Source organism: Floricoccus penangensis (genome assembly GCF_001832885.1).
Taxonomy (GTDB): domain Bacteria; phylum Bacillota; class Bacilli; order Lactobacillales; family Streptococcaceae; genus Floricoccus; species Floricoccus penangensis.
This window is the reverse complement of sequence record NZ_MKIQ01000027.1, coordinates 180396-201527: the sequence shown is the minus strand read 5'-3', so window position 1 is coordinate 201527 and position 21132 is coordinate 180396. Positions and strand designations below refer to the sequence as shown.

The following is a 21132-nucleotide window of genomic DNA, read 5'->3' as shown; positions in this document are numbered from 1 at the left end:
ACATATAAGACATTATATATTGAATAATTATTAACAATAATATAGCTTAAATATCTATTCTAAAAGTAAAATTCACAATAAAATTATATGAGAGTAATATTGTTAAAAAACTAATCTTATATGTGCTAATGTTTGAACAAATTACAAACTTTTGTTATTATTATTACAAGGATTATAGGAGGAAAATATGCAAACAAAAACTAAAAATAATGAAGCTTTGCCAAAAGCAACCGCAAAACGTTTGCCAGCCTACTATCGATTATTTAAGAAATTATATAATGATAATGTAGAGCGTACTAATTCTCAACAAATCGCAGAAAATTTAGGAGTTGACTCAGCAACAGTCCGTAGAGATTTTTCTTATTTTGGAGAGCTGGGACGTCGTGGCTACGGTTATGAAACAAAAACATTAAGAGATTTCTTCTCTGAGCTACTTAATGACGGTCAAGAAACTAATATTGCATTAGTTGGAGTAGGTAATTTGGGTCGTGCTCTTATTCATTATCGTTTCCACGAAAGAAATAAGATGAGAATTACTCAGGCATATGATGTAGCTGGAAACCCTCTCGTTGGTACAACTACAGATGATAATATACCAATTTACAATATTTCAGATATTAAAAAGAATCTTGCTAACGATGATATTGAAACGGCAATTTTATCTGTTCAAAGTCAACACGCACAAGAAGCTACTGATATATTAGTGGATGCAGGTATCAAGGGTATTCTTAACTTTACTCCTCAAAGACTTTCAGTTCCTGATGACGTTGTTATTCAATCAGTAGACTTAACAAGTGAATTACAAACACTTCTATTCTTCATGAAGAATAAAGATTAAAAAATTATTTTTTGACAGGCCAGTTGGCCTTTTTTATTTAGATTAAATCATTTTCTCTAAAACTATAGTATCCATTTTTCCCAACCACTATGTGATCTAAAAAATTTATACCCATAATATCACAAGCTTCCATTATTTTATTTGTAAACTCTTTATCATTTTTACTTGGTCTACTATCACCTGAAGGATGGTTGTGTGCAACGATGATACTTGTTGCCATATATTTTACTGCAAAATGTAATATCTCTCTTGGATTAGCAGTAGATGAGTTAACAGTTCCAATAAAAATGACTTTTTTTCTAATTATTTTATTTTTAGTATCAAGATACAATGCTACAAGATGCTCCTGCAAAAGATCACCTAAATCATGTATTAGCATATTTCCTAACCCTTCACTCGACACGACGGAGCCGAACTTCTTTGGTGCTGAAAGTTGCACCCTTTTTCCTAACTCGATCATTGCCTTAATTTCAATTGCTTTAGCCTTGCCAATACCTTTTATTGTCTGCAGCTCCTCTATAGTTGCTTTTTTTAATAGATCTAGTGTCTCAAATGTTTCTAAAACTTCGAGAGAGAGCTGACCGACTGATAGTTCTTTTGTTCCTGTCCTTAGAAGAATTGATAAAAGTTCTTGCTCGCTCAGATATTCTGCACCATTTATCAATAATCTCTCCCTGGGCATTAAAGCAATATTTTCTTCTTTAATCTCATACATAATACTAGATTCTCCTTATAATTCATATTAATTATAAATACGAAAAAAAAGAAAAATATTATTTTCCTTTTTTAAATATTTTTATGTTTTTCAATCCTAGGATAATTAATGCAAACCATGATAATATTGTAGTAAATAAAGCAGCAAAGTAGAGTTTGGGAACTTTATAGGATATCTCAAATTGATTTTTCTCTTTCCCTACTTCAAATTGTGGAGCACCTATATTATTTAAATTCAAATCTTTATGATAAACTTCTTTACCATTATATTTGACCACAGTATCTTTATATACAACGAAAGGTAGTAAAACTTCTTCCTTATCATCACTATTAAAAGAAATCAATAATTTCCCATCCTTCTGTTCCTTTTCTACGACTTTTAATAATGGATTTGAAATCGCCACATTCTCATACTCTTTGTAAGAATAAAAATCATCCTCATCCATCAATGATGCGTATTTTAACGGTAGATAGTCTGGTGTACTCTTATTCATTAATTCAAACGGAGCATACAAATCTGAGGTAGAATCAAAACTCGCTCTAAGCTCATCTGGATCAGTGGTTGAAAAAGTTGTTTTATTCTTTGATTGTACTACTCGATCACTAGACCAAATATCACTTGCTTGTCTTGATAAAGCAAGTGAAGGACCCGTACTTCCTATCAACAGTAGCGTTAAAATTATGGGCATTGAAATTTTTTTGAGGTTTTTTTTACCATTTAGCCCCTCACTGAGTGTATTTTCCCATGTAAAAGCAAATGCAAGCATAAGTAAACAAACTGCTGGGGTTAGCAACCTCCATGGAAACTGAATTATAGTCACGAAAGGGACTCTCTCAGCCAAGCCAGTCCAGTCTATAATTTTAGAAGATAGAATTAATAAAATAAAGGATATAATAGTAAGCAATCGTGGTATTGTACTTTTTATTTTATTAAATACCACTAAAAGAAGCTGTAATCCAAAAAGAAGTAACAATGACATAGGTAAAAAACTAACTGTTTGTCCTGCTGAAAGCAAGTTTTCAAATTGCAATCCTACCGCATCAGATGACATGTCCATATTCACAAATGGTCTAAGTAAATTATTTTTGCTATACAAATCAATTAGTGGATACCAGACATTTGCTGTTAATAGTATAGTAAAAAGTGCTGAAATGACAACTCTTTTAAACATATCAAGGCGATCTTCTCTTATAAACAGTGCAATAATAAAAAATATTGCGAATAAAATTACTAATAATAATGCTGTCAACATATGAACTTGAACAGCAACTGAAATGACGAAAGTCAATAAAAAGATATTTATTTTTTTTCTATTTTCGAGTAATTGTATGCCTGAAATTATACCAATCGGAATAATAAAGCTTCCCCAACTGTTAAAATATTCTTTGATAGCCCATGCTTGAACGATATACAAGCTAGAATACATCAATGATAACGGAAGAGAGATACTAGTTCTTATAGCAAACCGCTTAAGTAGTAAATACATACTTGATGCCGAGAGAAATGTTATTAAGAAATTTGTAAATAATTGATACTTATACCAACTTCCTAAAATAATTAATAAAAATCCATTTAAATAAGCAAATACTGGCCCATAAATGACATTTATTATTCTTCCAGATTGTTGAAATCCATATATAGATATATAAGGTTGGAAATCAAAATTCTTTATCTGCATTGCTGTATCGTAAAATCGGTTATAGTGAAAAAGCCAATCAATTCCCAACTGCATTGACTGAGTTTTTAATTGGTAGAACTGCAATGCAATTGAAAAAATGATAATTATTAATACAGAAAATATCTCTGAAAAATATCTCTTATTATAAAAAGATGACATTCAATATGAATCTCCTTTATTAGACTAAAAATTGTAAATAAATCTACTAATTAATTAGTCTACTAAATTTATGTAAATAATTCAAATTTTATCATTATCGCATATTGAAAATATACTCTATTCTATACTAGTTTTTTGCCCCTTTTCTCAAAAATACAAATTAAAAAGCCTTACGAACCTTGCGGTTGTAGGGCTTTTGTAAAGAAATTATTTAACTGCATCCTTTTATTATTAAGAATGTTTTCATCTTATTATTACTGTAATTCCTTTAAAATAGACAGTTTTCAACATTTATATACATGCTTATTTATATGCAAAATGCACGTTTCTGTACAGTTTTACACATTTTTTGCTACCTTTTCGCTACCTATTTTATTATAATATTTTCATCTTTCTTCTATTATATATGCGTATTTATGTTTATTACTGTTTTCAAAACTTACCAACAAATAATATTTCCCCATTACTTTCTGCCACGCACATCAGTTTATAATTTTTAGTAAACTCATCTGAACCAATATTTTCTTCAATGTAATCAGCTACTTCATAAATGCTTTCAAATGATTTAACTAGTTCATTATCTTTAAAAATTCCATACATTTCATTCATTTTACTTCCTCCTAAATTCATATACGAAAAATAAGAAAGAATATATCAAAAAAAGTTGAAATTAATCAACTTCTTCAATACTTATAATCTTATCAATTGAAATCTTTTGCATCTCACTTGTCTTAAAATAGATAATTCTATTCATAGTTACTTCAATTACTTTTCCTATGAAAATTTCAATGTCATCATCAGATTTTCTTATAACTAATTTTATTTGTAGTTCATTTAAGAACGCTTGATTAAGCAATAGCATTATTTCATCTTCTTCAGCTTGAATAAACTCGTCAGGATTTACTTTTAATTTATCTTGCTTCATTGCAGTATTATGCTCTGATATGAAGAATCCTTGCCACTTTTTCATTCCTCTATCGCGGTAATCACGTATTTCTGGGAACTTACTATATGAACGGTCAACCATAAATTACACCTCTTAATGATAATAGAAGCATTATATACGATTTAAAGCGTATTTGCAACGATAAAAAAGCAGATAATTAGTCTGCTTTCACATTTTTGTCTAATTGCTCGTTGATTAGCTCTTGCAGTTCTTTTAAATCTTCAATAGTTGCTTTATTTCTGATAAATCCACGAGTACGAGAACGCTCGTTCAAATATCTTGTTCTTTCCTTATTTTTTTCTTGCCATTTTTTGTTTGCTTCAGTTTGTGGTTGTGCCATACTTATACCTCCAATTAAATGAATTTATTTATTAACATTAAAATTATAACTAATACCCACACTATAACCACTGCTTTTATTAGTTTGTTATTATTTTTCATCAGTTTATCCTTTCATTTTCTAATAATCTATGATAAACTACAATAAAGGTTGGGGCTTTCGCCCCTCGCTTCATTTAAGTTTCAAGATTAATTCTAGTAGTTGATTGATTAGTTCTATTATTCCAGTAACTAAACTAATTATCAGTAACGCTGTTTTAATTCTTGAAGCTTTTTCTTTTTTGTTTCTTTCCGATCGCTTCATTTCTTACTCCTTTCTATATTTATATTATACTATGCAATAGTATAATTGTCAAGAGAAAAGTGTTAAATTTTTAATTAATTTTTAACCAATAAAAAATAACCCTCCATTTAAGGGTTATTCTTCTTTAGCTTCAGATTCTTCTCTATTCATTTTTTCAAGTCCTTCGTTAATTTTCTTATCGTTCTTGTCTAATTGTTTCTTTAAATCATCGTTTTTTTGTTTCGTATATTCACTTTGCCCATTATCTGTGTTTTGATTATTAGGACTTTGATTAGTAGTCTGATTAGCTTTTTGTGGCTCAGAACCTTTCCAAATTATCTTCAAAGGTGATAATGGGTCTGACATACCTATTTGGGTTTGACTAAGGGCATTACCAGTCTTAATGTATACCGGTACGATATTTCCTGGACTCAGAACGCTAGTAATTATTTCACTCTTAGTGTTATCATCTAGTGCAACAAAGTCATCAGAAACAAAGATAACAATAGACTCATTAGAAATATCAGATGATAATATATAATTACTATCTGCAACTAGTCCATCCAATCTTTTTGATTGTGTAGTCTCAGGAATAGCTTCTTCACTTGTTGACTGAGGTACACTCTCTATAGGCTGTTCAGTTGAAATCGTAGTGCTTGAGCTTGACGATTTTTCTGAAGAACTAGATATCTTAGTTGTGCTTGATGATTGGCTATTCTTTTCTTTTTCTTTTGATAATTCAGTCCTGTATCTTTCAGCTTGTTTATGATTATCGCTATTACTTTTCAAAGCATATGCACCAATTCCAACAATAAAAACAGAAAGTACAACAACTAATGCAATTAACTTCTTTTGTTTTTTCATAATTACACCTTTATCATTTTTTATTTTATTATACTATACAATTAGCAAAATATATAATAATTGTATTTTTAAGCATCAAAAAAAGCCCTAGCATAAGCTAGAGCTTTTTAACATTTTATATCTTGTGGCTTTATATATTTATACGCAATTATTTTACATATGAATATTCCGTTATTCTCCCATCTGAAAATTTTACCTTGCTCAGTATCAATTTTTGTATGCATTTTATCAATTGACAAGACATTTCCATTTTCTAATCTGGTGAATGCTTCATAAGTATAGTCTTCATCAATTTCATCATTCATATTACCTACATATAAGTGAGCATTATCACTTTTTAAACTTTCAATAGCAAACTTTTGAATGCCTCTTGATGAACCACTACGCCACTCAATTTCCACGCTATCAAAATCATCATAGTTTGGAAAAGAGTAGCTATTCTGAGCTACTCCGTCCAAGCCACCATCAAAAATCGTTGTCGGAGTTGGTAATCCTTTTTCTCCAAACGACTGAATAATTAGATCAATTTTCTTATTTTGACAAGCTATTGTACCAATTGTTCCGCAAATAAAACAAATCATAGCTTTATTCATATTCCAAAGCCATGAAATCAATTTAACAAAAATACATTTCCAAGAATTTATATCGCATAGACTTAAAGAATTTAAGTCATTCATCACAGTACCTAGTCCATAATCGTTCAATGCATTCATATCGTCGCATGAACTATTTGATTTCCCTTTATACGGATGAATTCCATTATCTGCAGCGATATTTTTACAAATTTCTTCATTTATTTCATTTAAACAGAAACTTGAATCTCCATTTGATATTTGTTGCCACGCCTTATTTGTATCAATGGAGATTTTATCTGAATTATCACTTGCTACACTTATACTAGCATTAGATGTATATGTTGATACATTATTATTTTGCCCACACGAACTACATCCCATATTTGTCTCCTATTCTATATATGCTGGTGGATTACCTTTATTATTATTTTTGAATTCAATCTTTACATTTGCTCTATCATCTAGCGAAGTTTGCAAATTATCATTGTACAATTCTAAGAATTGAATCCAACCACTTGATTCGCCTTTTTTTACAGTACCTTTTTTATCAATTTTTATTGTTTTATTGATATTTTCTGAGAAACTGCTATTTGAATTATGTGCTTTAGTATAGATTTCTTGTTCAGAAGAATCTTTAACATACAGATGTATAACGAAATCAATATTTGCATTTTTGCCATCTGAAATATATTCAATTTTTTTAACTAAAACATCTCTAATCTGCCAATCGAACGCTCCATTGTCTGCAGAACGCATACCAAAATTTACAGTACCTGTGATAATCCCTTGCCCAATCCTAGACGTAGGGTCGCTTGGTTTAATCCAATCTGAATACTTGAACTCAAAATCTCCAGTCGTTCTGTCAATTGTTACTGACATTCCTGGTGTTTCTTCAGTAATTTCATACTTAGTATTGATTTCCCAATTCTGCTTATCTAGAGCATCCCATAAACCACAAATAGCACAAATCATAGCTTTGTTGATATTCCAAATCCAAGTAACTAAGCTAAATAACCAACACTTCCATGCTTCTACATCACACATATCTAGAAATTTCAACGAATTATGTACATCTCCCATTCCTAAATCGTTTAAAGCTTTCAAATCTTCACAATCGGAATGTTTGCTTTTTTCGGTTGGATTAATTCCTTCGTTGTTCGCTAACGACTTGCAAATATCATCATCTACTTCTGAAAAACAAAAATTTGAATTACCGTTTTGAATTACTTTTTTTGCTTTTTCAGTATCAACTAACTTTCTGTCGCTACAATCACCAGTTGTATTCACGCCGTTGATACTTCCTCCACTACTTCCACAACTACTACATCCCATACTTGATACCTCCTATTTAAACGTTCCCCACCATGTTGAGCGTTTGCAATTTTTACTATTTCCAGTTGCTATATAGCCATAATTATTGCCTCGAGGTTGTCTAATCCATACATAGCCATTAGCATCAACTTTATAAGCATCATACTTAATCTTGTTTCCACCTTTGATGGTTGAAATAGCACTATCAGAGGTGCTAGCACCTTTTCTAAGCACAACATTTGAGTAAGGGGTATAAATACCCTCTTCTTTAACCCAAGAGCTTTCTGTAGGCTTTTGTGGGGTTGTAGGTGTGCTGTTTTCATTTCTATAAACATAAAAATACGGTTCTCCATCCCATCCATAATATTGATCAAATACATATTCTTGAATAGCACTTCCTACTGCTCCACCAGTCGAATAATCGCATGATATTTCTTTAGCATTCGGGTCATTTGTTGAAATAACTCCTGTATGTCCTGCTGCACCTCCAGATTGTCCGCGTTTCCCAAAGATATAGACATCTCCAGCTTTTGCATTCCATTCAGTATTTTCAGCAACCAACTTATAACCATTGTCTAGCAAGTATTGGTGCATACTATCAGTATTATATAAGTATGCATAAGGCTTCCCTCCTGAATCTCTAATTGCTTGAACAACACATCCTGAACAATCACCAGTACCATCAGTGCCATTTCTACTACCATACATCGAGTAAGTTATTTTACCAACTTGATTTCTAAACCATTGCACTACTTTATTATTATCTACTGCCATAATCTTTACCTCCTAAGTATGACTTTCCTAAGTCATAAAAGCCTCCTGCACTTAGACCAGCAATAAAACCAGCCCATCCATAAATTGCGAATTCTCCACGCACGATTGTTAATGCATAGATTAAGCCCAAAGAAATACCAGTCACGCAATTGATGACTGGTAAGTGTTTATTGTTAGGTAATTCTTTTTTAATCAAACTTGTAACTGCAAAGACCAATGTGCCAATTACAGGTACAACTGCAATAATTTTATCCATTTTCTACTCCTTTAATAGGCAGATTAGGTAAAGCAAGAACTTTTTTATAAATAGTCTCGCCAGTACCATTACCTCCCAAATTCTTATATCCTTTCCAAAGATATTCAAGGTTTTCTAAATCATCAACTGATATCCATCCGTCTCGCAAAGCTTCATTGCATCGACTGTAAATCTTATCATGCAAGATTGCAACATTTGCATATTCAAGATTCTTAAACTTGGATTTCAAAGCTTTAATTTGACTGATTACCCACTTAAATCCTGCTCCAATGCCTCCAAACCCTAACATCAAAACTAAACTATTTACTTCTAGTATTTTATTCCAAAACTCCATCTTCCCTTCTTTCTAACCAATCAATTTAAGTAAAACATCAATTATTTTTTGTAACAAAGTTATATCTTTTGATTCTTGAACTAGTTTAATGTACTTTTCTTTATCCTTATCAGATAGACTAGATTCATTAATCTTAATGATTTGAGATTCTTTTGCATCTTCAAGTTCTTCACGCTTGCGTGCTTCTGCTAAATCTTCTTCAAGCTGAGCGATTTCAGACTCTAGTTTAACCTTTTCATCTTTATAAGCCTGCTCCATTTTATTTAGATTTTTCTCTCCTAAAATTTTAGTTTGATACTTTCTAAAAGTAGGAAATGTGTCAAGGACATAATTAACTTTTTCCAATTCTTTTTTCTTCTTGCCTAAATAAAATTCTATTTCTAACGAGTGCATATTTTTTCTCCTTTAATTTCCAATTAAACTAATATTTAAAATTTTAGTTTGTCTAATAATTAGTGAATTTGCAGAATAACGTTCTACTGCCGCTAAATAACTATTTATATGATAATCATATATTGGATATGACAATGTTATTTCAAATACAGAACCCATTTGACTGTTTGAATTAACAAAATCTTTAGCTTGTTCTTTTGTAATCCCGCTATAATTAACTTCTGCTTGATATATACCATCATTAATAGTTTCGTCATTTAATAATATAGTAGCCGTAAATGCTATTGCACCATCTCCTTCACTTCCCCAAACAACATCAGTAAATCTAAAGTTCCTTATTTTAGAATCATCTTCGCTAACTCTAGTCCAGTTGATTTGGACTTTACCAGTTGCTTCATCTTCATTATTGCCAATCCATCTAGCTTTTTTCCCAACATGAGTAACGATTCCATTTTTTACAGCAAATAAAGTTTCAAATTGTTCAATAGCCCATAAATAAAATGGCCTTGAAGTGTCATAAGAAATAGTATTGCTTTTACTAGTCTTCTGATTTAACCTAATTAAATCATCTCCTGGTGTCCCTTCAACTCCATTACCTAAACTATCAGCAGAGCCTATTCTTGTTTTAATATCATTAACTAAAATGACATCTTCTGGAACATTTCCTGTATAGTCGTACCAAGGTAAGAATGCACCTTCGCCTGTGAAGCTATCTCTACCTTCTTTATAGTATTTAATTGGATTTGTATTATATTCAGCTGGTCTTACAACTTTATCTAAAGAACCTTTTTCAACTTCAAGATGATAACCTTTGTCATCTTTTTTTATATCTACTGATTTATTTGGACTATCAATTTTTACTTCTGTACAGTTGCAAACTTCTTCTACGACTATCTTTTCACCCGTGCCTGGGCATTGTACAATTCTCATTTTGTCTCCTTTAAATCAATGTCATTTTCGCATACTTCTCTGTAATGCTTGTGTTATTGATAGTCCACGAAGCTATATAATCTCCACCGAGAACACCAGAAGTTGAATACATAACAGGACTGATAATGATCGTTCCATCATTTTGCTTAAATGCTGGCATATCTTGACCTAGAGTATTAGCACTCATATAGTATAAATTTTTAGAAGTACCGGTTACTCCACTAAAAGTTTTTACACCATCATAATAAATATCATATTTTCCAGTTGATACTAACACTACCCTAGCTGAATGAGCAGTTGGATGTGGTAAGCTACTAGGATTTACTTTCAAATCAACTATTCCGAGTGGCGAAGTAGTCACGTTCAAAGAGCCATTAGTGCTTACAACTGCACCAACAAAGTTTGAATTAACAAAAAATATACTATTCGATGACAAAATATACATAATTTGTGTTACGCCGTTAATTTCATTTGATGAAGCAATGTAACTGCCTTCAAAATTAATCGCAGGTATGTCAGCATTCAAATAGCCTTCAAAACTCTTTTGAGGATTAGTTGCATTAGTTAAGGTAGCATTTTCAGAAACATTTTTACCATTTACGATAACTTTATAAGTATCTTCTGCTGATTTTTCAAAACGTATTTGATCTGCATATTCAATTGGTGTTGGCAAAGGTGTATTTACAGTTTTACTCCAGTCGGTCCACTTGTCTTGCTCTTTACGATATACACGACTGTAATTATCATTAGCGATATCATAGAAATATTCTTGAAGAATCCTACTACTATCTCCCATTGGATTTGATACATATAAGTACGCCCACCCAGAACGAGGAGCATTTAGCTTGGTAGCATTTGTTTGTAAAAAATATTTACCGTCTTTTGTAATCTTATTGAGGTCTACATTTCCAGTAAGGATTGTCCAAGCTTTTTGCTTAAGATGATTCAAGAAGTCTATTTCAAGCTTTTCAATACTTTGATTTTGAATATTATCGCTTTTTTCGAGTTCTCCAATTCTATTCAATAAGTCAATTGGCATACTATCATTTTTCTCAATAGTAACTTTATCTTTAGTAGCTATGAACTGAACAATAGTTTTGACACCATCAATATCTCTGATAAGAGGTTGCAGATAGATTGTCCCATCAGTACCAACTTCACTGCTTGGATAGTCTTTATTTAGATATTCTTGTATAGGAACTCCTGCTTCATTATCATCGTAAGGAGTTGAAGCATAAAGAACCTTATCATCGTAAATGGTCTTGTAAGTTCCGTCCCCATTATCTTCAAAACGTACTTTGTGAGCAAAGCGGCTATTGAGCACAGTTAAATCCTCAGTATTTTTATTCGTTTGCTCAGTTAAATCAATGATATCAATTGTATTTTTCCCAACTTTATCTCTGATTTTATCAATATCATCAGAATTCTTTTTAGAAGCCGCTTTATTGCTTTCAATTTGGTCTTGAATTTCTTTGCTAACCTCGAAGTTGACTTCAAGAGTATCGTTTCCTGTTATTATTACTGATTCATCTTTGCTGACATGTTTATGGTCTTCAATAACCATTTTACAATTGTCAGGGCATGTTAAAATTTTCATTCAGTTACCGCCTTTTCTATTTTATTTTTCTCGAATAAGCAAGCCATACAAGATTCAACTTCAAGGCCAAGAAATTCAGCAATTGAAATACTTGCATTAGTTACAGTCAAGTCGTAAGCTTCTTCAGCAACTACAAGTAAATTATCATCATCAATAACTGCTAGGCTATCACGCATTTCTGCCATTGATAATAATTGATGCTTGAATATACATGAATATTTATCTTTTGCTTTTACTCCTGCTACTTTATTCGCTAGAGCTAATGCAATATTTGTTTTCGAATACCTCGCTTGTCTTACTGACTGCTTATATTGTTCTGCCTTTGATATTTCATTTGCATGATATTCTTGTTCTTGTTCATCAGGAGTAGCTTTTAAATCACGCTTAAATGACTGAATTAATCTATCATAATGTGCTTCAGTTTCAGCATCATTCATGATAGACCAAACCAAATCCTCTAAAGCTCCTGTTTGTGCTAAATAATTAACTGGTTTACTCACTTTTTCTCCTCTTTCTTTGAATTGCTTGAAGTCTTTCTTGCTTCTTTTTTGTATTTAATTCGATTTTATTGAATATATTATCTGACTTTATTTTCAATAATGAGATTTGTGCCTGTGCATCTTTTGGATGTTCTACTAGATGCTTTTCAAGTTTTGTAGTATCTTTCATAATTATTCCTCGAATTTCTTATAAATTATGTTCAGACTAAAGTCACAATCAATATCATCGATACCTCTTATTTCGAATTCTTTTCGACCAGAAGAGATGATTGCTGACTTTTGCCACGGATATAGATAATCAAGGATATCAAGAACTTCAAAATCAACATTAGCTGGTAAATATCCATTCATCATCTCAAACTTATCTTCATATTCAATTTTCAAGGCATCAGTAATATCAATATCTGCAAATATGATTCTTAGTTCACTGATATCTACATCACTTCTGAAATGCAAACTAAAAGCATACTTTAGAATAGTTAATATATTCTTCGGTATGCTGTAGCCTGTATAAACCTTATTACGGTCTTTTAATAGCTCTTTGAACTGAATATCAATTGATGACGAAACTACCTTACTACGCCTCTTAGATTCACGCTCATTATCAATTATAGATATCACAGAGTCAATTAACTTCTTACTTGTTGTTTGTATAGAAATCGCCATCTTTATACACCTCCTTACTCAATGTAATAGTATTTGTCTCAACTAGATTTTGATCAAAGGTAGTATCAATTTGAGTAATATAAAACCAACCAGACTTCCTTGAAGTCCAGTTACTTTTAGATCTGCAATCTTCTTCAATACAAATAACATTATTGTGGTCAAACCATACCTTATCCATGACATTTATGTTGCATGGAAGTTTACCCACTTTAAATTGATTAATTGATAATCTTTTTCCTTTTTGTTTCATAGAACTGATTATTCTCTTATAAGCTTGAATTGAGGCACTTTTTTGAATTTCTTCTGGTACTGTATCGTCACCTTTATATACAAAATACTGTGAAATATCGCTGATACTGACTGCTTTTTCTATTAGAACACCATGCTCTTCAATGATACTTTTTTCGTTAAGTACTGCAAATTCTAATGTAGTATCTGCGGCAATATTTGATATGTTTTGCCAAGTTTCTTTATCTTTTTTTACTGGATCAAGAATAACAATTGGAAATCCTTCTTCAATCGGATATCCTAGTTTTTGTTGTTCTAGATAGGCCCATTTAAGACTTAAACCATCAACACTATCATCTGATTTATCATTGAATACTGTTGCTACATTATAAACATTGGCCGCAGATTGAGTAATCTTAACATCGCTTAAAATCGGAATATGGTATTTTGAATTGCCATATTTTGAAAATACATAATTTTTCTTCTCACCAAATTCTCCGATTTCAAGATACCTTTCGTAACGAGTTCCTACTCGCCACCAGTTATACCATGTCAATTCGACTGCCTTATTTAGTGCAGATAAATGGCTCATTTTAGGAAAATTATAATCCCATATTTTTTCTTGATAATCATTGACATTACTATCAATGTACCATTCTGCAGAATAAACAAAAGGTGATTGCTTCATAAGTTCATAAGGGCTTATTTCACTTACGAAATAGTTATTAGGGATTTGCCTATATTCCCACTCAGCAATTTTATGATCTATTTTTACATTGGATGTCTGATTATCTTCACTAGCATCTATATCAATAATAATTCCATCGAACATTTTATCGTTAATGATAATTTTAATATCGTCATGATATTCGAATTCATGCTGATAAAACGAAGGAATTTTAATCGTGCATGACGGAACGTTATTTGGCTTCAATGTCCAACTTACGCCTCCAAGTAGTTCGCCTTTATAGTATCTTTGACTTTTCCCTTTTCCTAAAACAATAGATACGCCACAGAAATCACTACAATAATCAACGCCTTTATTTTCTCTTGAATATGAATGCGGGAAGAATATTTGCTGTAAGTTTAAATCTCCTTCGCTACAATCTTCCATGACTCTATGGAATTTTACATAAAAAGGTTTTGTATACTCAAAATCTATACAAATATCGAAACCTGAACTTTCAATTCCCTTTAGATCAGTATATTTATCTTTTAAGTCATATCTAGTTTCTTTAGAATCTACAAATACTTCTTTGAGTAGTTTATCTGTCTCAGCATCGAATATTTGAATTCTTTCTGTTTGAGTACATTTCTTGATTGGTGGTTTTGGATCGGATGGATTAGGAGTTGTACCCGTTCCATCAAAAGGGTCAGCTCCTGCCTCTTTAATTACATCAATTATTTTGTCGTATGGATTTCCAAAATAAACTGCTGGTGGTCGTGGTCCTTGGTGAGCTAGCGACCATTTTTCTCCGAATGACCAAGAATTACCAGCCATTGTAGACGGAATGAAGTAAGCACCAATAGATTTATTTGGCACAATATCGTAAACTCTTTGAGTTGTTCCTGCAACATCTTCTACGTATCTTCCAGCGACTTCTGGCGCTTCCATTGCAGGTTCGTTTGCTTTAGATAATCCTTGAATGTATGCAATATCATCATTCATACAATTTAGTCCACCGACACTCGTATCAGAACTAAAATGGTTTATCCAATTTCCTGCTCCACCACCTTCTCCGGCAGCAATAGCTAGAAAGACAAAATATCCACCGTCAAAAGCTTGTTTTAAACGAGGAATGTAGGTACTTAACAGATTAGCTTTAGTAACTCCATAACTTTTTCTGATTTGATAAGACCCAGCTTCATTCATAAACCAGTCAGCAACTTGCTCCTCACTCATTCCAAAATTCTTAGAAAATGGTTGTTTCAGAAATGCTGTATATTCATCTACCGAATATTTTTTGTAACTTGGCATAAATTTCCTTTCTAGAACTTAATAACATCACGAGGGTTAATACGTTGTGCATTTTCCCAAGTTGTACCAACTCGAACTTCGAAATGAAGATGCACACCATCTGCTAATCCTGTTTGTCCCATCGGTCCAAGTGCAGAATTAGTAGTAACATCGTCCCCAGCTTTCACAAATAAAGACATTAAGTGTCCATAATACGTCCAATAATTGTCAGAATGTTGAACTATCACATAATTACCTTCTATGTTCCCAGTTGCTGCTCTGTAAACTTTACCAGCTCTTGCTGCATAAATAGGCTGGCTTTCGCTAGCTAAATCAATTCCTCCGTGAACTTCCCCAGGTGTTCCCCACCCTTCTTGGTCCCACTCTTGAGTGACAGTGACAGGTAGATGCACGGGACTTCTCCATGTTTCATCACCAGGGTTTGGATTAGGGTCGGGTGTTGGGTCAACTGGTTTCTCATTATTGACTACATAATGCCAACCTTTGAAGCAAAGTTTATTACCGATGTAAGAGTATTGCTCAATCTCTCCCATATTGTCAGTTTTTGGAGTTTCTTCTTCATCTTTAGAAGTTTCATCAGCATATGTACTATACTTAACTAAATCAAAATTTGTGACTGGTGGATAACCGTATTTTTTTTTGATGTTTTCAATATCATCTACAATCATCTTACCTTCTTCATAGTCCATTGTAATAACATTGTTTTCGTCTAAAAATACGCCTGTCTGACCTGCTAAACCATTGGCTTGAACTTTTATCCCAAGTATAAAAATAGTTCCATATGAAGGCTTAGAATCGCTTTGAGCAAATCCTAAATCAAGCAAGTCATCAAATAGTTTATTGCAGTCTCCAATCTTCAAGTTAGCTCCTGCTTTAATTAATGAACCATAAATCGCACCGGAGTTATCAGCAGTCATTCCGCTTCCGTCACGGCTATCTGATATTCCGTATTTAACTCCTTTACCTTGCAACATTTTCATATTTGAAACTACAGTATCAATATCTATCAAACTGCTATACCTCCCACATAAATCTTCACTTCTTGAATATCATCTTCAGCAAATCCATAAAATAGAATATTAGACGTTCCTTTTGGTAAAGACCATTTAACCATGCCATGAATTTTTTCTTTTACATTTATAGCCAATGGATTACCATCGCAACTATCGACTGGGCTACAATCTGTTGAACAAATACTGTAAAACTTATCAATATCGATAGCTTTGCAGTTATTTTCAACTACTCCGCTATTAATAAATGTCTTGCCTTTGTAATTACCTTCGATTTTTGACTTTTGCCCATTGAAATCAATAACTAAATCCGTGAATTCTCCATTAATCTCAATGACTACATCATCAGTAGGATACATTGTTCCAGAATTAAAAGATAAGACTGCCGTTGAGTCATTATATGCTGATTTAGCAACTGCAGTAGGTTCTTGGCAATGACAAGAATATGATATTTTCTTCGTATCCCCACAATTTCCAATTATTGAGATCAGTTGGTCTTTTGGTATATCGCATAATCTTTGACCACGGCATGGGGGGCAAAACTTTCTAGGAGCTAATCCAATATTGCACATTGAACAATCGCATAGAGGCCTATTTAAAGCTTCATAGCAGTCTGTAACTTCACATGTATGATAATCATTAAAGTATGTCGCCGTTGGCTCAGCGATATGCCAAATACCCTCTTGTAGGTAAAAGGTAGCTACATAAGTTATATGATTTGGCTTTTCATTAAATTTTTCGGATATCGAATCAACTTTGGCAAGTGACCACATCAATAAATCACCTTGTATAGCCCAAAGCCTTCCAGTTTTATAAAGATTATCGAGAACAAATTGCTCAATGATATTCCTGTCCTCACAAGGGAATTTACTCTTATCGATTGTCATTTCTACATCGAATGTTTTTGAATTTACTGTTCTTGCTCTACACGACTCTGGACTGTAATCTCCATTGCGGTATGAGTACTGCTCTCTAGTAGTTCTAAATTCCGTTTTAAAGTCAGGATAAGCGGCTACAAATGCAGTATGATTAAAAACTAATTCGTTAAATTGCACTAACTTTTTCATACCATGCCTCCTGCATATCTACTATCTATCATTTGCTCACTCATAGAATTTCCATTATAAATATTCACATTCTTCTCTTCATTGTAATTATTGTAGTAGTTATTATTAATTATGCTTGATGTAGCATTAGAAATACTTTGTCCTAGACCTTGGAAAGTTCTTGAAATTGTTCCTTGATTTAATCTAGTTAGAAATCCAGTTCCTAACTTGTCAACAATCTTTTTAGGTACAACCCATTCGCCATTTGCAATCATTGGATGTTCAGGACTATCGTTAAGAATTACATCTCTTGTTGCTAATCCACCACTTGCCATCGTAGCTCTTGGAGTTCCATCAGATGCTGAGAAACTGAATTTAGTACCCTTTGTCGCATTGTTGATACTACTACCAATCTTCAAATTCTTAGAGAATGAATTATTTAGCATTCTAGCTAATTTCGAGCCTAAATCTTCAATTTGATTTGTTCCCACTCTCATAATGCTATTTTTGATTGCATTATTAAGATTTAAGTTCTGCGAGAATCCTTGGTTGACTTTATCAGCAAGTTTTTTACCTAAATCTAAGAATTTAGGCGGTGAGTCTTTGCTTATTTTTTGAATCATTGCATCTAAAGCATTGCTTACACCCTGTAAGTCACTTGTAATATCAGTTGTATTAATAGTTGAGATACTTTCAATAGCATCTTTTAGTATTTTTATTTTGGCAGGTAGCTCTTTTTCATCTAGATTGGCAGATTGAATAGCTTGTAAGCTTACTGCAATCTCGTTTAACTTAGCAAAGCTTTCAGCTAGTTCTCCGTAATTTCCTTCATCAAGTTTCCCTCCAAATAAACTACCTAGCTTATCCCAAATGCTTTCGTCATCACTACCCATTGATTCTATAGCAGTATTTATTGCATTGAATGTAGAAGAGATAGCTTTACTGTCTAGTTCTAGTTCTTGCAATTTAGCTAATTCTTCACCCATGGACATTATTTGATCTAATAATTTAGCATCCATGAAATTGCTAATTAGGTTTGCGACGTCTTCAAAGAATGAATTAAAGTCATATCCTGTAAATCCTGCATGCATAATATCCAACGAATCAGTAATTGCAATAATTGTCGACTTTATAGATGCAGAATCAAGTTGTAATTCAGCCAGTTTTTGTAAGTTATTTCCGATGCCAATCAATTGATCGATTATCAACGAGTCCATAAAGTTGCTTATCATATGTTTTATGTCATCAAAGAATTCTCCTAATCCGTAACCAGTGAAACTATCTCGCAATACATCGAGCGAATCTGTGATAGCAATTATAGCTGTCTTAATTGATTCTTTATCAAGATTCATATTCACTAAAGAACTAAAAGCTTTACCAACTAGCCAAATAGTGCCTACGATACCTAATATACCAAGCAAGCCAGCAATAAGAATGCCTGTTCCGATACCAGTCGACATTATTGCTCCAACAACTAGTGCTAACCCACCAATGGCAATAATACCGAGCGTCATAGCACCAATTTTACCTGCAATACTTCCAAAGTCTCCATCAATGTTTGCGACTTCTTGGAATGCTTTCGCTACTATCCAAATTGTTCCAGCGATCCCAGCTATAACTAATAAACCTGTACCAACTTTTTTAAGCATTCCTAAATCAATTTTGCCTACTGATCCAATACCACCTTCTTTATCCTTACCAAAGCTAGAAAATAGACTGCCAATACCAGGCATTTTGAAATTCCCTAAGAAATTTAAAGTTTTCAATATACCACTAACAACTTTTAGACCAATAACCAACTTGAGCAAAGCAGGTATAGCAGTCCCTATCCATGCAAAATTCTTGTCTCCACTACCAAAGGTCTTGCTACCTACGTCAAACAGCCATTTTATTCCATTAAAAAAAGGCTTCATGCCATTTACAAAATTATCTGTAAAACCTTCACCTAGCACACTGTCCAAAATCTCTTTTAATGCACTTCCCATTTTTTCTAAAATAGGTTTTATCTTTTCAGGTAATTCTTTAGCTAATTTTTTAAAACTTTCAATAATTTTAGGAGTTAACTCTTCTAATTTTTTATCTAGATTTGTCAAATAAGTTGGAATAGCATCCAAAAGCTTACTTGCATCCCCAGTAGCTAAGAAATCTTGCCACGCAGACTTCATCATCTTCATAGAGCCTTCGTATGTTTCGGCAGCTTCTTTAGCAGTTGTGCCTGTAATTTTCATAGCTTCTTGTGCATTATGAATAGACTCTATCATCAAAGGCATCGTAACTTGCCCTATGCTAGTAACTTCGTGGTCTAAACCACCATATGCATTTACAAGCTCTATTGCACCTTCTTGTGATCCTGCAAATCCTAACTTTAAATTATCTAGCATTGTAAAATTATTCTTCGCAAATCCATTATAAGCATTTTGAATTTCAGACATATTAGTTCCAAAAACATTCGCATTGTCTGACATGTCAATTATCGCTTGATTAGCATATTTGGCCGCTTCACTTTGAGCATCCTCTTTTGAAAGTTTGCCTGTCGTTTTAGTTGATTTACCAGGCAAGTTATTTATTTGCTCATCTATTTGTTCTTTTTGTTTCTTTAAATCTAAAGCTTGTTGCTTATAGTCTTTTAAAGTAGCCTTTTTATCAGTATCATCAACTTTTTTCTTTTTCCCATTTTTATAAATATACTTTGGTTCGGAATCGATATTTAGTTGAGTTCCTTTATTATTGAGTTCTTTAATTTCTTTCTCAATATCTGCTTTTTTCTTTTTTAAAGCTTCTTTTTCACCTTTGCTATCAATTGTTTCAGTTGAACCGTTTTCGAACGCTTTAATTAAACTAGCAGAGAAAGTTGTTGATTGTTCTAAATACTCATTCTGACTTATTCCAGCCTCTTTATAGGCTTTTTTTGAATCTTCAAGAACCTTTTGAGATGAAGCTCCAAAAAGTTTTTCAACTCCACCAGTATTTTGTTCAAGATCACTAGCAGCATTAACACTATCCTTCAGAAAAGATGCAGTCGCTGCTGCTCCTGCTGAAGCAATACCAGCTAAAGCCTTAGTAACTTCCATTATTTTGCCTGAAATAGCATCTAAACCACTAGCCATACTACCAAAATCAACCTTAACCTTTGAATTATTTATTCTGTCGATTTCTTGGTCAACTTTATATAATTCAGCATTTGCGGTACGAATTGGTTGTATATCTGCTTCAATCTTTAACTTCTCACCATTTTTACTAGCGATACTTTTATCAAGCTCATTCAATTTCTTCTGAGCCTCATCAATATTTACAGTATTCATCAAAATGCTATGTCTTTTATTAGATAAAGCATTCAATTCTTTATCAATCATCCCGACTTGCTTAGATGCATCTTTGACTTTTGAAGGGTCTAGATTAATACTATTTTTTTCATCTCTAAGTTTAGAGATTTTAATATCAATTTTTTCAATTTCTTTTTGAGCAATTTTAGTATCTTTAATACCGATTCGAATTTCAGTCTTTTGTTGTCTTAAATCTCGCATTTCGGCAGCGATTCTTTGAGACTTATCTCTTAATTCATCGAGCTTCTTGCTATCAATTTGCAATTGATGTTTTTTCTTAGTCAACTCATCCATAGTCTGACTTGTTTTGTAAAGAGTTCCGTAGAAATCTTTTAAATTTGATTTAACATTAATTGAAAATTGACCAATTCCACTTGCTGCCATCAATA

Annotated in this window: 23 protein-coding genes; 1 reads left to right on the top strand and 22 read right to left on the bottom strand. The window is 32.6% G+C overall.

Annotated features, from left to right (window positions below):
* The first annotated feature begins 187 nt into the window (after positions 1-187).
* Positions 188-838: a redox-sensing transcriptional repressor Rex gene (locus tag BG262_RS05680; RefSeq protein WP_070787909.1), complete on the top strand. Its 651-nt coding sequence runs from the start codon at positions 188-190 to the stop codon at positions 836-838.
* Between the two features lie 37 nt (positions 839-875).
* On the opposite strand, the gene radC is transcribed toward BG262_RS05680, so the two are convergent.
* From radC to BG262_RS05585, 22 genes are all read right to left on the bottom strand, one after another.
* A complete protein-coding gene (gene radC, locus BG262_RS05675; protein WP_070787908.1) occupies positions 876-1553 on the bottom strand; it encodes a RadC family protein in 678 nt (225 codons plus the stop codon).
* A 58-nt stretch (positions 1554-1611) separates the two neighbouring features.
* On the bottom strand, positions 1612-3390 hold the full coding sequence (locus BG262_RS05670; RefSeq protein WP_070787907.1) for a putative glycosyltransferase family protein: 1779 nt from the start codon (positions 3388-3390) through the stop codon (positions 1612-1614).
* Between the two features lie 432 nt (positions 3391-3822).
* Positions 3823-3999 carry a hypothetical protein gene (locus BG262_RS10765; protein ID WP_158006651.1) on the bottom strand — a complete coding sequence of 59 codons (177 nt, stop codon included), beginning with the start codon at positions 3997-3999 and terminating at the stop codon, positions 3823-3825.
* A 61-nt stretch (positions 4000-4060) separates the two neighbouring features.
* Positions 4061-4417 (bottom strand): hypothetical protein, encoded by a 357-nt coding sequence (locus BG262_RS05665; protein ID WP_070787906.1) that lies wholly within the window; start codon positions 4415-4417, stop codon positions 4061-4063.
* Positions 4418-4493: 76 nt separating this feature from the next.
* Positions 4494-4676, bottom strand: coding sequence for a hypothetical protein (locus BG262_RS05660; protein ID WP_070787905.1), 183 nt, complete (start codon positions 4674-4676; stop codon positions 4494-4496).
* 171 nt (positions 4677-4847) lie between these two features.
* The gene (locus BG262_RS10955; RefSeq protein ID WP_267886989.1) at positions 4848-4979 is read right to left on the bottom strand and encodes a hypothetical protein; all 132 of its coding nucleotides are present in this window, start codon (positions 4977-4979) and stop codon (positions 4848-4850) included.
* A gap of 114 nt (positions 4980-5093) precedes the next feature.
* Positions 5094-5822, bottom strand: coding sequence for a hypothetical protein (locus tag BG262_RS05655; protein WP_070787904.1), 729 nt, complete (start codon positions 5820-5822; stop codon positions 5094-5096).
* A gap of 107 nt (positions 5823-5929) precedes the next feature.
* Complete coding sequence (locus BG262_RS05650) at positions 5930-6778, bottom strand: hypothetical protein (protein WP_070787903.1); 849 nt, start codon at positions 6776-6778, stop codon at positions 5930-5932.
* Positions 6779-6787: 9 nt separating this feature from the next.
* Complete coding sequence (locus BG262_RS05645) at positions 6788-7729, bottom strand: hypothetical protein (RefSeq protein WP_083312914.1); 942 nt, start codon at positions 7727-7729, stop codon at positions 6788-6790.
* A gap of 12 nt (positions 7730-7741) precedes the next feature.
* The gene (locus BG262_RS05640) at positions 7742-8482 is read right to left on the bottom strand and encodes a peptidoglycan amidohydrolase family protein (protein ID WP_070787902.1); all 741 of its coding nucleotides are present in this window, start codon (positions 8480-8482) and stop codon (positions 7742-7744) included.
* Entirely contained in the window at positions 8469-8738 is a 270-nt protein-coding gene (locus tag BG262_RS05635; RefSeq protein ID WP_070787901.1) for a hypothetical protein, read from the bottom strand. Before BG262_RS05635 ends, BG262_RS05640 begins: the two co-directional genes overlap by 14 nt.
* Positions 8731-9072 (bottom strand): hypothetical protein, encoded by a 342-nt coding sequence (locus BG262_RS05630; RefSeq protein WP_070787900.1) that lies wholly within the window; start codon positions 9070-9072, stop codon positions 8731-8733. The genes BG262_RS05635 and BG262_RS05630 overlap by 8 nt, the downstream gene beginning before the upstream one ends.
* Before the next feature lie 12 nt (positions 9073-9084).
* The gene (locus BG262_RS05625; RefSeq protein WP_070787899.1) at positions 9085-9465 is read right to left on the bottom strand and encodes a hypothetical protein; all 381 of its coding nucleotides are present in this window, start codon (positions 9463-9465) and stop codon (positions 9085-9087) included.
* A gap of 12 nt (positions 9466-9477) precedes the next feature.
* Positions 9478-10395: a hypothetical protein gene (locus BG262_RS05620; protein WP_070787898.1), complete on the bottom strand. Its 918-nt coding sequence runs from the start codon at positions 10393-10395 to the stop codon at positions 9478-9480.
* Between the two features lie 10 nt (positions 10396-10405).
* On the bottom strand, positions 10406-11992 hold the full coding sequence (locus BG262_RS05615) for a pyocin knob domain-containing protein (protein ID WP_070787897.1): 1587 nt from the start codon (positions 11990-11992) through the stop codon (positions 10406-10408).
* Positions 11989-12492, bottom strand: coding sequence for a hypothetical protein (locus BG262_RS05610; RefSeq protein ID WP_070787896.1), 504 nt, complete (start codon positions 12490-12492; stop codon positions 11989-11991). Before BG262_RS05610 ends, BG262_RS05615 begins: the two co-directional genes overlap by 4 nt.
* Entirely contained in the window at positions 12485-12661 is a 177-nt protein-coding gene (locus BG262_RS10760) for a hypothetical protein (RefSeq protein WP_158006650.1), read from the bottom strand. Before BG262_RS10760 ends, BG262_RS05610 begins: the two co-directional genes overlap by 8 nt.
* A gap of 2 nt (positions 12662-12663) precedes the next feature.
* Positions 12664-13158, bottom strand: coding sequence for a hypothetical protein (locus tag BG262_RS05605; protein WP_070787895.1), 495 nt, complete (start codon positions 13156-13158; stop codon positions 12664-12666).
* The gene (locus tag BG262_RS05600) at positions 13130-15364 is read right to left on the bottom strand and encodes a hypothetical protein (RefSeq protein ID WP_070787894.1); all 2235 of its coding nucleotides are present in this window, start codon (positions 15362-15364) and stop codon (positions 13130-13132) included. The genes BG262_RS05605 and BG262_RS05600 overlap by 29 nt, the downstream gene beginning before the upstream one ends.
* 11 nt (positions 15365-15375) lie before the next feature.
* Complete coding sequence (locus BG262_RS05595) at positions 15376-16374, bottom strand: peptidoglycan DD-metalloendopeptidase family protein (protein WP_070787893.1); 999 nt, start codon at positions 16372-16374, stop codon at positions 15376-15378.
* Positions 16371-17441 (bottom strand): hypothetical protein, encoded by a 1071-nt coding sequence (locus tag BG262_RS05590; protein WP_070787892.1) that lies wholly within the window; start codon positions 17439-17441, stop codon positions 16371-16373. Before BG262_RS05590 ends, BG262_RS05595 begins: the two co-directional genes overlap by 4 nt.
* On the bottom strand, positions 17438-21127 hold the full coding sequence (locus BG262_RS05585; protein WP_070787891.1) for a hypothetical protein: 3690 nt from the start codon (positions 21125-21127) through the stop codon (positions 17438-17440). The genes BG262_RS05590 and BG262_RS05585 overlap by 4 nt, the downstream gene beginning before the upstream one ends.
* Positions 21128-21132 lie beyond the last annotated feature (5 nt).